Annotated in this window: 11 protein-coding genes and 1 riboswitch; of the genes, 10 read left to right on the top strand and 1 reads right to left on the bottom strand. The window is 71.4% G+C overall.

Features of this window, described 5'->3' with window-relative positions:
• Positions 1-50 precede the first annotated feature (50 nt).
• The 9 genes from ABZ490_RS03930 (at position 51) to ABZ490_RS03970 (ending at position 10,446) form a co-directional block, all read left to right on the top strand.
• Positions 51-1,115, top strand: a complete 1,065-nt coding sequence (locus tag ABZ490_RS03930) for a polyprenyl synthetase family protein (RefSeq protein WP_358984321.1) — start codon at positions 51-53, stop codon at positions 1,113-1,115.
• A gap of 118 nt (positions 1,116-1,233) precedes the next feature.
• Complete coding sequence (shc, locus tag ABZ490_RS03935) at positions 1,234-3,480, top strand: squalene--hopene cyclase (RefSeq protein ID WP_358983719.1); 2,247 nt, start codon at positions 1,234-1,236, stop codon at positions 3,478-3,480.
• Positions 3,481-4,122, top strand: a complete 642-nt coding sequence (locus ABZ490_RS03940; protein ID WP_358983721.1) for a 1-hydroxy-2-methyl-2-butenyl 4-diphosphate reductase — start codon at positions 3,481-3,483, stop codon at positions 4,120-4,122. It abuts the gene before it with no gap.
• 5 nt (positions 4,123-4,127) lie between these two features.
• Positions 4,128-5,150, top strand: coding sequence for an adenosyl-hopene transferase HpnH (gene hpnH, locus ABZ490_RS03945; RefSeq protein ID WP_358983723.1), 1,023 nt, complete (start codon positions 4,128-4,130; stop codon positions 5,148-5,150).
• A 4-nt stretch (positions 5,151-5,154) separates the two neighbouring features.
• A complete protein-coding gene (ispG, locus tag ABZ490_RS03950; protein WP_358983725.1) occupies positions 5,155-6,312 on the top strand; it encodes a flavodoxin-dependent (E)-4-hydroxy-3-methylbut-2-enyl-diphosphate synthase in 1,158 nt (385 codons plus the stop codon).
• Between the two features lie 37 nt (positions 6,313-6,349).
• Positions 6,350-8,251 (top strand): 1-deoxy-D-xylulose-5-phosphate synthase, encoded by a 1,902-nt coding sequence (dxs, locus tag ABZ490_RS03955; protein ID WP_358983727.1) that lies wholly within the window; start codon positions 6,350-6,352, stop codon positions 8,249-8,251.
• A complete protein-coding gene (locus ABZ490_RS03960; RefSeq protein ID WP_358983729.1) occupies positions 8,248-9,633 on the top strand; it encodes an aspartate aminotransferase family protein in 1,386 nt (461 codons plus the stop codon). The genes dxs and ABZ490_RS03960 overlap by 4 nt, the downstream gene beginning before the upstream one ends.
• 79 nt (positions 9,634-9,712) lie before the next feature.
• A complete protein-coding gene (locus ABZ490_RS03965; RefSeq protein ID WP_358983731.1) occupies positions 9,713-10,327 on the top strand; it encodes an XRE family transcriptional regulator in 615 nt (204 codons plus the stop codon).
• Complete coding sequence (locus ABZ490_RS03970; protein WP_358983733.1) at positions 10,324-10,446, top strand: DUF6126 family protein; 123 nt, start codon at positions 10,324-10,326, stop codon at positions 10,444-10,446. Before ABZ490_RS03965 ends, ABZ490_RS03970 begins: the two co-directional genes overlap by 4 nt.
• Positions 10,447-10,468: 22 nt before the next feature.
• On the opposite strand, the gene ABZ490_RS03975 is transcribed toward ABZ490_RS03970, so the two are convergent.
• Positions 10,469-11,266 carry a tyrosine-protein phosphatase gene (locus ABZ490_RS03975; protein ID WP_358983735.1) on the bottom strand — a complete coding sequence of 266 codons (798 nt, stop codon included), beginning with the start codon at positions 11,264-11,266 and terminating at the stop codon, positions 10,469-10,471.
• 221 nt (positions 11,267-11,487) lie between these two features.
• On the opposite strand from ABZ490_RS03975, the gene ABZ490_RS03980 reads away from it, so the two are divergent.
• Positions 11,488-13,593, top strand: coding sequence for an alpha-galactosidase (locus ABZ490_RS03980; protein ID WP_358983737.1), 2,106 nt, complete (start codon positions 11,488-11,490; stop codon positions 13,591-13,593).
• A gap of 304 nt (positions 13,594-13,897) precedes the next feature.
• Positions 13,898-14,056, top strand: a riboswitch (cyclic di-AMP (ydaO/yuaA leader).

A 14,056-nucleotide genomic window follows, 5' to 3' on the forward strand; every position in this document is an offset into this window, starting at 1 on the left:
ACCCCCGCACCCCCTCCGGTACCGCAACAAGAGGAGAAACTGTGCCCACTGTGCCTCCGGCCTCGCCGGCCGCTCGCAGGACCGCGGTGGACGTCACCGCGCTCCTGGAGCGCGGCCGCACCCTGGCCACTCCGGTGCTCCGGGCGGCCGTCGACCGGCTGGCGCCGCCCATGGACACGGTCGCCGCCTATCACTTCGGCTGGATCGACGCCCAGGGCAACCCGACCGACGGCGACGGCGGCAAGGCGGTCCGTCCCGCCCTCGCCGTGCTCTCCGCCGAGGTGACCGGCGCCGCCCCCGGGACCGGGGTGCCCGGCGCGGTCGCCGTGGAGCTGGTCCACAACTTCTCGCTCCTGCACGACGACCTGATGGACGGCGACGAGCAGCGCCGGCACCGCGACACCGTCTGGAAGGTGCACGGCCCCGCCCAGGCGATCCTGGTCGGCGACGCCCTGTTCGCCCTCGCCAACGAGATCCTCCTCGAACTCGGCACCGCGGAGGCCGGCCGCGCCACCCGCCGGCTGACCACCGCCACCCGCGCCCTGATCGACGGCCAGGCCCAGGACATCTCCTACGAGCACCGCGACCGCGTCAGCGTCGAGGAGTGCCTGGAGATGGAGGGCAACAAGACCGGCGCCCTGCTGGCCTGCGCCAGCTCCATCGGCGCCGTGCTCGGCGGCGCGGACGAGCGCACCGCCGACACCCTGGAGAAGTACGGCTACCACCTCGGCCTGGCCTTCCAGGCCGTCGACGACCTCCTCGGCATCTGGGGCGACCCGGTCGCCACCGGCAAGCAGACCTGGAGCGATCTGCGTCAGCGCAAGAAGTCCCTGCCGGTCGTGGCGGCGCTCGCGGCGGGCGGCCCCGCCTCCGAGCAGCTCGGCGAGATCCTCGCCGCCGACGCCAAGAGCAGCGACTTCGCGACCTTCTCCGAGGAGGAGTTCGCGGCCCGCGCCGCGCTCATCGAGGAGGCCGGCGGCCGGGACTGGACCGCCGGGGAGGCCCGCCGCCAGCACGCCGTCGCCATCGAGGCCCTGAACGCCGTGGACATGCCCGAGCAGGTGCGGGACCGGTTCACGGCGCTCGCCGACTTCGTCGTCGTACGAAAGAGATGATCACTATCGGTCGAATAGTCCTCGCGTAGTCGCCGGCCGGTGCAGCGAGGCGAGATGCGTACCGGCCGACGGCGTTCCCACAGCAGCACGACTCGCACGACTGCACGAAGGGGAAGCCATGACAGCGACGACCGACGGAAGCGCCGGGGCGGCCCTGCCGCCCCGGGCGGCCGCGGCCAGCGACACCGACATCACCATCCCCGTGGCGGCCGGGGGACAAGAAGCCGCCGCACGCGCCACGCGGCGCGCCACCGACTTCCTGCTCGCCCGCCAGGACCCCGAGGGCTGGTGGAAGGGCGACCTCGAGACCAACGTCACCATGGATGCCGAGGACCTCCTCCTCCGTCAGTTCCTGGGCATCCGCGACGAGGCCACCACCCAGGCCGCCGCCCGCTTCGTCCGGGGCGAGCAGCGCGAGGACGGCACCTGGGCCACCTTCTACGGCGGCCCGCCCGAACTCTCCGCGACCGTCGAGGCGTACGTCGCCCTGCGGCTGGCCGGTGACGCCCCCGACGCCCCGCACATGGCGAAGGCCTCGGAGTGGGTCCGCGCCCAGGGAGGCATCGCCGCCGCCCGGGTCTTCACCCGGATCTGGCTGGCCCTGTTCGGCTGGTGGAAGTGGGAGGACCTGCCCGAACTCCCGCCCGAGCTGCTGTACTTCCCGAAGTGGTTCCCGCTCAGCATCTACCACTTCGGCTGCTGGGCCCGGCAGACCATCGTCCCGCTCACCGTCGTCTCGGCGAAGCGCCCGGTGCGCCCGGCCCCCTTCCCGCTCGACGAGCTGCACACCGACCCCGACCGCCCCAACCCGCCGCAGCCGCTGGCGCCCCTGCACACCTGGGACGGCCTCTTCCAGCGGCTCGACAAGGTCGTGCGCGGCTACCGCACGGTCGCGGTGCGCCGGCTGCGCCGGGCCGCCATGAACTCCGCCGCCCGCTGGATCATCGAGCGGCAGGAGAACGACGGCTGCTGGGGCGGCATCCAGCCCCCGGCCGTGTACTCGGTGATCGCCCTGCATCTGCTCGGCTACGACCTCGAACACCCCGTGATGCGCGAGGGCCTGAAGTCGCTGGATCGTTACGCCGTGTGGCGCGAGGACGGCGCCCGGATGATCGAGGCCTGCCAGTCCCCGGTGTGGGACACCTGCCTGGCCACCATCGCGCTCGCCGACGCCGGTCTGCCCGCCGACCATCCCGCGCTCGTCAAGGCCGCCGACTGGATGCTCGGCGAGCAGATCGTACGGCCCGGCGACTGGTCCGAGAGCCGCCCCCAACTCCCGCCAGGTGGCTGGGCGTTCGAGTTCCACAACGACAACTACCCGGACATCGACGACACCGCCGAGGTGGTCCTCGCGCTGCGCCGGGTGCGCCATCACGACCCCGAGCGGGTGGAGCGCGCGATCGGGCGCGGGGTGCGCTGGAACCTCGGGATGCAGTCCCGTAACGGGGCCTGGGCCGCCTTCGACGTGGACAACACCAGCCCGTTCCCCAACCGGCTGCCGTTCTGCGACTTCGGCGAGGTCATCGACCCGCCGTCGGCCGACGTCACCGCGCACGTCGTGGAGATGCTCGCGGTCGAGGGACTCTCCCACGACCCGCGCACCCGGCGCGGGATCCGCTGGCTGCTGGCCGAACAGGAGCCGGACGGCTCGTGGTTCGGCCGCTGGGGCGTCAACTACGTCTACGGCACGGGGTCGGTGGTGCCCGCCCTGACCGCGGCCGGACTGCCCGCCCGCCACCCCGCCATCCGCCGGGCGGTCGCCTGGCTGGAGCGGGTCCAGAACGACGACGGCGGCTGGGGCGAGGACCTGCGCTCCTACCACGACCCCGCCCGCTGGAGCGGCCGCGGCGCCTCGACGGCCTCCCAGACGGCCTGGGCGCTGATGGCCCTGCTGGCGGCGGAGGAGCGGGACTCCCGGGCCGTGGAGCGGGGCATCGCCTGGCTGGTCCGGACCCAGCGGGAGGACGGCTCCTGGGACGAGCCCTACTTCACCGGCACCGGTTTCCCCTGGGACTTCTCCATCAACTACCACCTCTACCGGCAGGTCTTCCCGCTGACGGCACTCGGCCGGTACGTCCACGGTGAGCCGTTCGCCAAGAAGCCCGCCGGGGCTGCCTCGGCCGGGACCACCTCGGCCGGGACCACCTCGGCCGGGGCTGGCTCGGCCGGGGCTGGCTCGGCCGGGAGCGCCTCAGCCGGGGCTGCCTCCGCCGGGAGCGCCGCCGCCGGGACCGCTTCGGCCGGGACTGTCTCCGCCCGGAGCGCCTCGGCCGGGGCTGCCCCTGCCGGGACCGCTTCGGCCGGGAGCGTCCCGGCCGAGGCTGTTTCCTCCGAGCCCGCTCCCGCAGAGGTCAAGGGGAGCTGAATGAGCACACAGCCCGTCCCCGCCCCGCTGCTGATCGCCTGCGCCCTCGGCATCGAGCACCTCGCCCTGCGCATGGGCGACCGCAGCGGGGCAGGCGGGCCCGTCACCGTCCTGCGCACCGGCATGGGGCCCAAGGCCGCCGAGCGCTCCGTCACCCGGGTCCTCGCCGACCCGGTGCTCGGCGGGGCGGCCGTCCTGGCCACGGGCTTCTGCGCGGGACTCGCCCCCGGGATGCACCCCGGCGACCTGGTCGTCGCCGAGGAGACCCGCGATCCGCGCGGCACCGTGCCCTGTGTGGACACCGAGCTGCTCGTCAAGGAACTCGTGCGCACCCTGCCCGGGCGCACCGTCCACACCGGCCCCCTCACCGGCTCCGACCACGTCGTACGCGGTCATGAGCGGGCCGATCTGCTGGCGACCGGCGCGATCGCCGTCGACATGGAGTCGGCGGCCACGCTCCTGAGCGCCGTGCGCGCGGACGGACGCCCGGTTGCGGCCGTCCGGGTGGTCGTGGACGCTCCAGAACATGAACTCGTCCGTATCGGCACGGTGCGCGGTGGAATATCGGCTTTCCGTGTCCTTCGTTCCGTCCTGCCTGCATTCTTCGAATGGCACCGTAATGTGCTGCTCCCCCGGAGGTGAGCCGAATGGCCATGCCGCTGCGCCAGTCCATCAAGGTCGCTACATATCTCGCTGAACAGAAGCTCCGCAAGCGGGACAAGTTCCCGCTGATCGTGGAGCTGGAACCCCTCTTCGCCTGCAACCTGAAGTGCGAGGGCTGCGGCAAGATCCAGCACCCGGCCGGGGTGCTCAAGCAGCGCATGCCGGTCGCCCAGGCCGTCGGAGCGGTCCTGGAGTCCGGTGCGCCGATGGTGTCCATCGCGGGCGGCGAGCCCCTGATGCACCCTCACATCGACGAGATCGTCCGGCAGTTGGTGGCGAGGCGGAAGTACGTCTTCCTGTGCACCAACGCCATGCTGCTGCGCAAGAAGATGGACAAGTTCAAGCCCTCGCCGTACTTCGCCTTCGCGGTGCACATCGACGGGCTGCGCGAGCGGCACGACGAGTCGGTGGCCAAGGAGGGCGTGTTCGACGAGGCGGTGGCCGCGATCAAGGAGGCCAAGCGGCGCGGCTTCCGGGTCACCACCAACTCGACGTTCTTCAACACCGACACCCCGCAGACCATCGTCGAGGTGCTGAACTTCCTCAACGACGACCTCAAGGTCGACGAGATGATGATCTCGCCCGCCTACGCCTACGAGAAGGCCCCCGACCAGGAGCACTTCCTCGGGGTGGAGCAGACCCGCGAGCTGTTCAAGAAGGCCTTCGCGGGCGGCAACCGGAGCAAGTGGCGGCTCAACCACTCCCCGCTCTTCCTGGACTTCCTGGAGGGCAAGGTCGACTTCCCCTGCACCGCGTGGGCGATCCCCAACTACTCGCTCTTCGGCTGGCAGCGCCCCTGCTACCTGATGAGCGACGGGTACGTGCCGACGTACCGCGAGCTGATCGAGAAGACCGACTGGGACAAGTACGGCCGCGGCAAGGACCCGCGCTGCGCCAACTGCATGGCGCACTGCGGCTACGAGCCCACCGCCGTCCTCGCCACCATGGGCTCGCTCAAGGAGTCGCTGCGCGCGATGCGCGAGACGGTCTCCGGGAACCGGGAGTGAGGGCATGACCGCCGTCCCTCTCGGTGTCCCCGAGGTACCGGTCCGGCCGGTCGCCGCGCGGCGTGTGTCGCGGCGCATCCAGGTCGGGCCGGTGGCGGTCGGGGGCGGGGCCCCGGTGTCGGTGCAGTCGATGACGACGACCCGTACGTCGGACATCGGCGCGACGCTCCAGCAGATCGCCGAGCTGACCGCGTCGGGCTGCCAGATCGTCCGCGTGGCCTGCCCGACCCAGGACGATGCGGACGCCCTGGCGACGATCGCGCGCAAGTCGCAGATCCCGGTGATCGCGGACATCCACTTCCAGCCGAAGTACGTGTTCGCGGCGATCGAGGCGGGCTGTGCCGCGGTGCGCGTGAACCCGGGCAACATCAAGCAGTTCGACGACAAGGTCCGGGAGATCGCGAAGGCGGCGAAGGACCACGGCACGCCGATCCGCATCGGCGTGAACGCGGGCTCGCTGGACCGCCGGCTGCTCCAGAAGTACGGCAAGGCGACCCCCGAAGCCCTCGTCGAGTCCGCCCTCTGGGAGGCCTCCCTCTTCGAGGAGCACGACTTCCGGGACATCAAGATCTCGGTCAAGCACAACGACCCGGTCGTGATGATCGAGGCGTACCGGCAGCTCGCCGCCCAGTGCGACTACCCGCTGCACCTCGGCGTCACCGAGGCGGGCCCCGCCTTCCAGGGCACCATCAAGTCGGCCGTCGCCTTCGGCGCGCTGCTCTCCGAGGGCATCGGCGACACCATCAGGGTCTCGCTGAGCGCGCCGCCGGTCGAGGAGGTCAAGGTCGGCATCCAGATCCTGGAGTCGCTGAACCTCAGGCAGCGGCGGCTGGAGATCGTCTCCTGCCCGTCCTGCGGCCGCGCCCAGGTGGACGTCTACAAGCTGGCCGACGAGGTCACCGCCGGTCTGGAGGGCATGGAGGTCCCCCTGCGGGTCGCCGTCATGGGCTGTGTGGTGAACGGCCCCGGCGAGGCCCGCGAGGCGGACCTCGGTGTCGCCTCGGGCAACGGCAAGGGCCAGATCTTCGTCAAGGGCGAGGTCGTCAAGACCGTCCCGGAGTCGAAGATCGTGGAGACCCTCATCGAGGAGGCGATGAAGATCGCCGAGCGGATGGAGCGGGACGGTGTCGCGGCGGGGGAGCCGGCCGTCACCGTGAGCTGAACAGCACGGAACTGCACGGACCGAAGGGGGCCCGATCGTGACGATCCTGGAGAACATCCGGCAACCACGCGACCTGAGGGCGCTGTCCGAGCCGGAGCTCGGTGAACTGTCCGAAGAGATCAGGGAGTTCCTGGTGCACGCGGTCGCCAGGACCGGCGGGCACCTCGGGCCCAACCTGGGGGTGGTGGAACTCACCGTCGCGCTGCACCGCGTCTTCGAGTCGCCGGCCGACCGCATCCTGTGGGACACCGGCCACCAGAGCTACGTACACAAGCTGCTGACAGGGCGTCAGGACTTCTCCAAGCTGCGCGGGAAGGGCGGCCTGTCCGGCTATCCGTCCCGTGCCGAGTCCGAGCACGACGTCATCGAGAACAGCCATGCCTCCACCGCGCTCGGCTGGGCCGACGGTCTCGCCAAGGCCCTCCAGGTGCAGGGCGAGCAGGGCCATGTGGTCGCGGTGATCGGCGACGGCGCGCTGACCGGCGGCATGGCCTGGGAGGCGCTGAACAACATCGCGGCCGCCAAGGACCGGCCGCTGATCATCGTCGTCAACGACAACGAACGCTCCTACGCCCCGACCATCGGCGGGCTCGCCAACCATCTGGCGACCCTGCGCACCACCGACGGCTACGAGAAGGTCCTGGCCTGGGGCAAGGACGTCCTGCTGCGCACCCCGGTCGTCGGCGCCACCGTCTACGAGTCGCTGCACGGCGCGAAGAAGGGCTTCAAGGACGCCTTCGCCCCGCAGGGCATGTTCGAGGACCTCGGGCTGAAGTACGTCGGACCGATCGACGGGCACGACATCAAGGCCGTCGAGTCCGCGCTCCGGCGCGCCAAGCGGTTCCACGGACCGGTGCTGGTGCACTGCCTCACCGAGAAGGGCCGCGGTTACGAGCCGGCGCTCGCGCACGAGGAGGACCACTTCCACACCGTCGGCGCCATGGACCCCCTCACCTGTGCCCCGCTCACGCCCTCCGGCGGCCCGTCCTGGACGTCGGTGTTCGGCGACGAGATCGTCCGTATCGGCGAGGAGCGCGACGACGTCGTGGCGATCACGGCGGCCATGCTGCACCCGGTGGGACTCGGCGCCTTCGCCGAGCGGTTCCCGGACCGGGTGTGGGACGTCGGCATCGCCGAGCAGCACGCCGCCGTCAGCGCGGCCGGGCTCGCCACCGGCGGGCTGCACCCGGTCGTCGCCGTCTACGCCACCTTCCTCAACCGAGCCTTCGACCAGCTCCTGATGGACGTGGCGCTGCACCGGTGCGGGGTGACGTTCGTCCTGGACCGGGCCGGGGTCACCGGCGTCGACGGGGCCTCCCACAACGGCATGTGGGACCTGTCGGTCCTCCAGGTCGTGCCGGGACTGCGGATCGCCGCCCCGCGTGACGCCGAGCAGCTCCGCGCCCAGCTGCGGGAGGCCGTCGCGGTGGACGACGCGCCGACCCTGGTGCGCTTCCCCAAGGAGTCGGTGGGCCCCGTGATCCCGGCGGTCGACCGGGTGGGCGGCATGGACGTGCTGCACCGGGCCGAGGCGGCCGAGGTGCTGCTGGTCGCCGTGGGCGTGATGGCGCCGGTCTGCCTCCAGGCCGCCGAGCTGCTCGAAGCGCGCGGCATCGCCTGCACGGTCGTGGACCCCCGGTGGGTGAAACCCGTCGACCCGGCCCTGCCCGTGCTCGCCGCCGGACACCGGCTGGTGGCGGTCGTCGAGGACAACAGCCGGGCGGCGGGCGTCGGTTCGGCGGTGGCCCTGGCCCTCGGGGACGCCGAGGTCGACGTGCCCGTACGGCGGTTCGGCATCCCCGAGCAGTTCCTCGCCCACGCCAAACGCGGTGAGGTGCTCGCCGACATCGGCCTCACGCCGGTCGAGATCGCCGGGCGGATCGGCGCGAGCCTCGCACTCCAGGAGCCGGCCGAGCCAGTGAAGGAGAAACACGTATGACCAAGGAGTTCGACCTCGGCGCGCTCCTGGCCGAGCGCGGAGCCGAGCGCTACGAGCTGCACACGAAGTACCTCAACCACCAGCTCCCGCGCATGCTGCACACCATCGGCTTCGACAAGGTCTACGAGCGCGCCGAGGGCGCCCACTTCTGGGACGCCGACGGCAACGACCACCTCGACATGCTCGCCGGGTTCGGGGTGATGGGCCTGGGCCGCCACCACCCCGTCGTCCGCAGGGCGCTGCACGACGTCCTCGACGCCTCCCTCGCCGACCTCACCCGCTTCGACTGCCAGCCGCTCCCCGGCCTGCTCGCCGAACGGCTGCTCGCCCACAGCCCGCACCTGGACCGGGTGTTCTTCGGCAACAGCGGCACCGAGGCGGTCGAGACCGCGCTGAAGTTCGCCCGCCGGGCCACCGGGAAGCCCAGGATCCTCTACTGCGACCACGCCTTCCACGGCCTGACCACCGGCTCCCTGTCGGTCAACGGCGAGGACGGCTTCCGCGAGGGCTTCGACCCGCTGCTGCCCGACACGGCCGTACCGCTCGGCGATCTCGACGCGCTGGCGCGGGAGCTGGGGAAGGGCGATGTCGCCGCCCTGATCGTCGAGCCGATCCAGGGCAAGGGCGTGCACGAGGCCCCGCCCGGCTATCTGCGCGCCGCGCAGGAGCTGCTGCACCGGCACAAGGCGCTGCTCATCGCCGACGAGGTGCAGACGGGCCTCGGCCGGACCGGCGACTTCTACGCCTACCAGCACGAGGAGGGCGTCGCACCGGACCTGGTGTGCGTGGCCAAGGCGCTCTCCGGCGGCTATGTGCCGGTCGGCGCGACCCTCGGCAAGGACTGGATCTTCAAGAAGGTCTACTCCTCGATCGACCGCGTCCTGGTCCATTCGGCGAGCTTCGGCTCCAACGCCCAGGCGATGGCGGCGGGCCTCGCGACCCTGTCCGTCATGGAGAACGAGCAGATCGTCGCGAACGCGCGCGTCATGGGCGAGCGCCTGAAGTCCCGGCTGGCGGCGCTGACCGGCACCTACGAGCTGCTCGCCGACGTCCGCGGCCGGGGCCTGATGATCGGCATCGAGTTCGGCCGGCCGAAGTCGCTGAAGCTGCGCAGCCGCTGGACCATGCTCCAGACCGCCCGCAAGGGGCTCTTCGCCCAGATGGTCGTGGTCCCGCTGCTCCAGCGGCACCGGATCCTCACCCAGGTCTCCGGCGACCACCTGGAGGTGATCAAGCTGATCCCGCCGCTGGTCGTCGACGAGCGGGACGTGGACCGGTTCGTCGACGCCTTCACCGAGGTGATGGACGACGCCCACGGCGGGGGCGGGCTGATGTGGGACTTCGGCAAGACCCTGATCAAGCAGGCGGTGGCCAACCGCTGACCGACCCGGGCCGCCCCGGCTGTTTTGCCTCTGAGGCAAGAAATTTGCCCCAGAGGCAAGATTCCGGCTGAATGGACGTATGAGTTCGCCCGACTCCCCGTCCACCGCGGACGACCTGCCGGCCGTCGCGCCGCAACTGCGCTCCCTGCGCCGCAGGGCCGCCCTCACCCTGGAGGCCGCCGCCCGCGCGGCCGGGCTCTCGCCCGCCCATCTCTCCCGGCTGGAGACCGGGCAGCGCCAGCCCTCGCTGCCGATGCTGCTCGCGCTCGCCAGGGTCTACGGTACGACGGTCTCCGAGCTGCTCGGCGAGACGGTCGCCGACCGGGACGCCGTGGTCCGCGCCACCGAGATGGAACCCACCCGGGCCGGCGGCTGGACGTACTGGCAGGCCGGCGCGTCCGGGCGCGGGATGCAGGCCCTGCGGGTGCACGTCCCGTACGGGTCGCAGGGCGACATCGTGCGGGTGCACCCGGGCGAGGAGTGGCTGCACGTCCTGACGGGCCGGCTGCGGCTGCGCCTCGGCGACACCGTGCATCTGCTCGGCCCCGGGGACAGCGCGCACTTCGACTCGCTGACCCCGCACCGCCTCGCCGCGCAGGACCCCGACGGGGTCGACCTGCTCTTCGTCCACACCCTGTTGCAGAGTCCCACGGCCGCCCTGTGCCTGGGCCCCACCCCTGGAGAGACACCATGACCGACATGGAGGAGCGGTTCCCGCGCAGCCTCTGGATCCGGCTGATCATCTACATCGCGGTGGGGCACGTCCTCGCGGCGTTCATCTGGTTCCTGTTCGAGGCGGGGGCCAACCAGTAGGGGGCCCGCGGCGGGGGCGGCCTCAGTCGAGCAGCCGCTCGCGCAGCCGCTCCCGGGTCTGCGGAGCCAGCTTCAGGCCCTTCTCCAGATAGGGGTCGACCCCGCCCCAGGTCTCGTCGATGGTGTCCAGCGCCGCCGCCAGGTACTCCTCCCGGGCGTCGAACAGGGGGCTGAGCAGCTCCATCACCTCGGGGGTGTACGCGGTCGCCGCCGAGCCGCCGCGCCGCACCTTGTAGCGGCGGTGCTTGGCGTTGGACTCCAGGTAGTCCGCGAGGATCGCCTCGCGCTCCACACCGAGGGCGAGCAGCGTCACCGCGACGGACAGCCCTGCGCGGTCCTTGCCGGCCGCGCAGTGCATCAGCGCCGGCACACTGTCCTCGGCGAGCGCGTGCAGCACGCGCGAGTGCTCGGCCGTACGGCCCTTGATGATCGTGCGGTACGAGGCGATCATCCGGCCCGCGGCCTTGCCGTCGCCGAGGAGGACGCGCAGCTGCTCGATGTCGCCGTCGCGGACCATCTTCCAGAACTCCGCGCCGTCCGCCGGGTCCGACAGCGGCAGGTTCACATGGAGCACCCCCGCCAGCGCGACGTCCGGGCCCTCCAGCTTCTGGTCCGCCGCGTTGCGGAAGTCGAACACCGTGTGCAGGCCCAGGGAGGACAGGAACGCGGCGTCCTCGTCGGTCGCGTGCGCGAGATGGCCGCTGCGGAACAGTACGCCGTGCCGCACCCGCCGCCCGTCGGCGGTCGGCAGACCCCCCACGTCCCGGAAGTTGCGGACACCTGCCAGCTCGGGCTCGGTCGACGGGATCTGCTGCGTCACGGGGGCTCCCTCCCGGTTCGGGCTCCGCCGGTGCGGCTCGGGTGACCGACGGGGCCGATTCGACCATACGACATGGATTCCCCGGGCAACGGGTTGTCCACAGCCGGACGAATCCTTCGTCTCCCCAGGTGAAAGGTTTGTCCACAGACGTTGCCGGGCAGGGCGCGCGCAGCTGATGATGTTGGGGCTTGATCGCACCTGTTCGAATCAGTGGGGGTTTGATGCCCGAGACCGTGAAGCCCGAGATCGCCGCGGGCGGCCGTACCTGGCTCCTTTCGGGGCCTGGGAGCAGCTATGCCCTCCACCTCACCGAGGCCGACGAACTGGTGCATCTGCACTGGGGGCCGAGGATCGCGCTCGCCGACGCGGAGGCGCTGGCGGCCGTGCCCTTCGCGGGCCGCGCGTCCTTCGAGGCCGCGCTGGACGGGCATGAGGAGTACCCGGTGGAGGGCGGCCCCCGCTTCGTCCGCCCCGCCCTGTCCGTGCGCACCGGCACCGGGCGCCGCGGCACCGAGTGGACCTTCGCGTCGTACGAGATCCAGGACACCGACGACTCGGGCGCCGAGCTGCTGTTGCACTTCCGGGACGGCGCCCTGGTGATCACCCTGCACTACCGGATGCGCGGCGACGTCGTGGAGCGCCGGACGACCCTGCGCAACGACGGGGAGGAGCCACTGGAGCTGCTGCGCGCCGACTCCGCCACCTGGACCCTGCCCGAGCGCGACGACTGGCGGCTGTCGCATCTGCACGGCCGCTGGGCGGCCGAGTCCCGTCTCGTGCAGGCCCCGCTGACCTACGGCGAGAAGATCATCGGCAGCCGGCGCGGCCATACCGGCCACCAGTACCTGCCCTGGGTCGCCCTCGACACCGACGCGACCGAGGAGCGCGGCGAGGTCTACGGCTGCGCCCTCGGCTGGTCCGGCTCCTGGCGCATCGCCGTCGCCCAACTCCCCGACGCGCGCGTGCAGATCACCGGCGGCGCCGGACACGACGACTCCGGGCTGCTGCGGCTGGCCGCGGGGGAGTCCTTCACCACGCCCCTGTTCGCCGGACTGTGGACCGACGGCGGCTTCGGCGGGGCCAGCCGCGCCTGGCACGCCTACCAGCGCGCCCACGTCATCCCGGACGCCGGCCGGGACCGGCCGGTGCTCTTCAACTCCTGGGAGGCCACCTTCTTCGACATCTCCGAGGAGCAGCAGGCCACCCTCGCCCGGCGGGCCGCGGCGATCGGCGTGGAGCTGTTCGTCGTCGACGACGGCTGGTTCGGCGCCCGCACCGGCGACCACGCCGGCCTCGGCGACTGGTGGCCCAACCCGGACCGTTTCCCGAAGGGCCTCAAGCCCCTCGCCGACTACGTGCACGCGCTCGACATGCAGTTCGGCATCTGGGTCGAGCCCGAGATGGTCAACCCGGACAGCGAGCTGTACCGGGCGCACCCCGACTGGGTCCAGTTCCAACCGGGACGAAAGCGGACGGAGTTCCGCAATCAGCTCATGCTGAACCTGGCGCGCGAGGACGTCCAGGAGTACCTCTGGGAGCGGCTCGACGGCCTGCTGTCCAGCGCCCCCATCGACTACGTCAAGTGGGACTTCAACCGCTGCTTCACCGACGCCGGCTGGCCGGACGACCCCTACCCGCAGCGCCTGTGGGTGGACCACGTCCGGGCCCTCTACGCCCTGCTGGACCGGCTCCGGGCGGCCCACCCCGGGGTGGCCTTCGAGTCCTGCTCGGGCGGCGGCGGACGGATCGACCTCGGCATCCTCGCCCGCACCGACCAGGTGTGGACCTCCGACAACACCGACCCGCTCGACCGGCTCGACATCCAGCACGGCTTCAGCCAGATCCACCCCGCACGCGTGATGGCCGCCTGGGTCACCGACAGCCCCAACACCCAGCTCAACGGCCGGATCAGCTCGCTGCGCTTCCGGTTCGTCAGCGCCATGGCCGGGGTGCTCGGCGTCGGCGGCGACCTCTCCGAGTGGACCGAGGAGGAACTCGCCGAGGCCCGCCGCTGGGTGGACCTCTACAAGGAGATCCGGCCCCTCGTCCAGCACGGCGACCAGTACCGGCTGCGCCCTCCGGCCGGCGGGCTGAGCGCCGTCCAGTACGTCGGCGGCGACGAGACCGTCGTCCTCGCCTGGCTCCAGGCCCAGCGCTACGGCGAGCCGGTCGCGGCGTTGCGCCTGCGCGGCCTGGACCCGACGGCGTCGTACGAATGCCGCGAAACGGGCGAAGTCCACCGAGGTGCGGTGCTGTTGCACCACGGGCTGCGGACCGGGCTGCGCGGTGACCTCGATGCGACGGTTATCCGCCTGCGTCGCATCTGAGGGTTCTGTCCGAATTGAATCCTTCGTTCCAACTCGCTCTGGAATAAGGGATCCTGGAGGGGTATTACGTGAGCAGGGTCATATTCGTGACCCTGCGTCGCCCGTCATGCTCACGTAATCAAAGTGCTTTTCAAGGGCGTTAGCCGAAATTCCCGGTGCCAGATGCACGGAGCGTCACTGGGAATTCGCACAGCGGATCAAGAGAAAGACGTGAACAGGGCAACCACTGCTTGTTCCTGTGCGTCTTGGTCGCTTACGTTCCAGACCAATCCGGACGGACGCCGAATCCTGCCGCCGCCCGGAATCCGCACACTCACCCGTGCACGGCAGGAGCGGGGGACCCACAGGCAGAACCGCCTGTTCCGGTCTCCGGAACAGGCTTGGGGTAAAGCCGCGACCCGTCGCGGCCGGGCATCTCCAGTCCGCACCCGACAGCTCACCTCGCAGGCGCCGGAGAGGAATT

It is taken from the genome of Streptomyces sp. NPDC005811 (genome assembly GCF_040630405.1).
Taxonomy (GTDB): domain Bacteria; phylum Actinomycetota; class Actinomycetes; order Streptomycetales; family Streptomycetaceae; genus Streptomyces.

Bases quoted from the DNA above. Each gene is read 5' to 3' on its own strand.
- hpnH (WP_358983723.1), top strand. From the start codon at position 4,128: ATGGCCATGCCGCTGCGCCAGTCCATCAAGGTCGCTACATATCTCGCT.
- ABZ490_RS03970 (WP_358983733.1), top strand. From the start codon at position 10,324: ATGACCGACATGGAGGAGCGGTTCCCGCGCAGCCTCTGGATCCGGCTG.
- ABZ490_RS03960 (WP_358983729.1), top strand. From the start codon at position 8,248: ATGACCAAGGAGTTCGACCTCGGCGCGCTCCTGGCCGAGCGCGGAGCC.
- ABZ490_RS03965 (WP_358983731.1), top strand. From the start codon at position 9,713: ATGAGTTCGCCCGACTCCCCGTCCACCGCGGACGACCTGCCGGCCGTC.
- ABZ490_RS03980 (WP_358983737.1), top strand. From the start codon at position 11,488: ATGCCCGAGACCGTGAAGCCCGAGATCGCCGCGGGCGGCCGTACCTGG.
- ABZ490_RS03940 (WP_358983721.1), top strand. From the start codon at position 3,481: ATGAGCACACAGCCCGTCCCCGCCCCGCTGCTGATCGCCTGCGCCCTC.
- ispG (WP_358983725.1), top strand. From the start codon at position 5,155: ATGACCGCCGTCCCTCTCGGTGTCCCCGAGGTACCGGTCCGGCCGGTC.
- shc (WP_358983719.1), top strand. From the start codon at position 1,234: ATGACAGCGACGACCGACGGAAGCGCCGGGGCGGCCCTGCCGCCCCGG.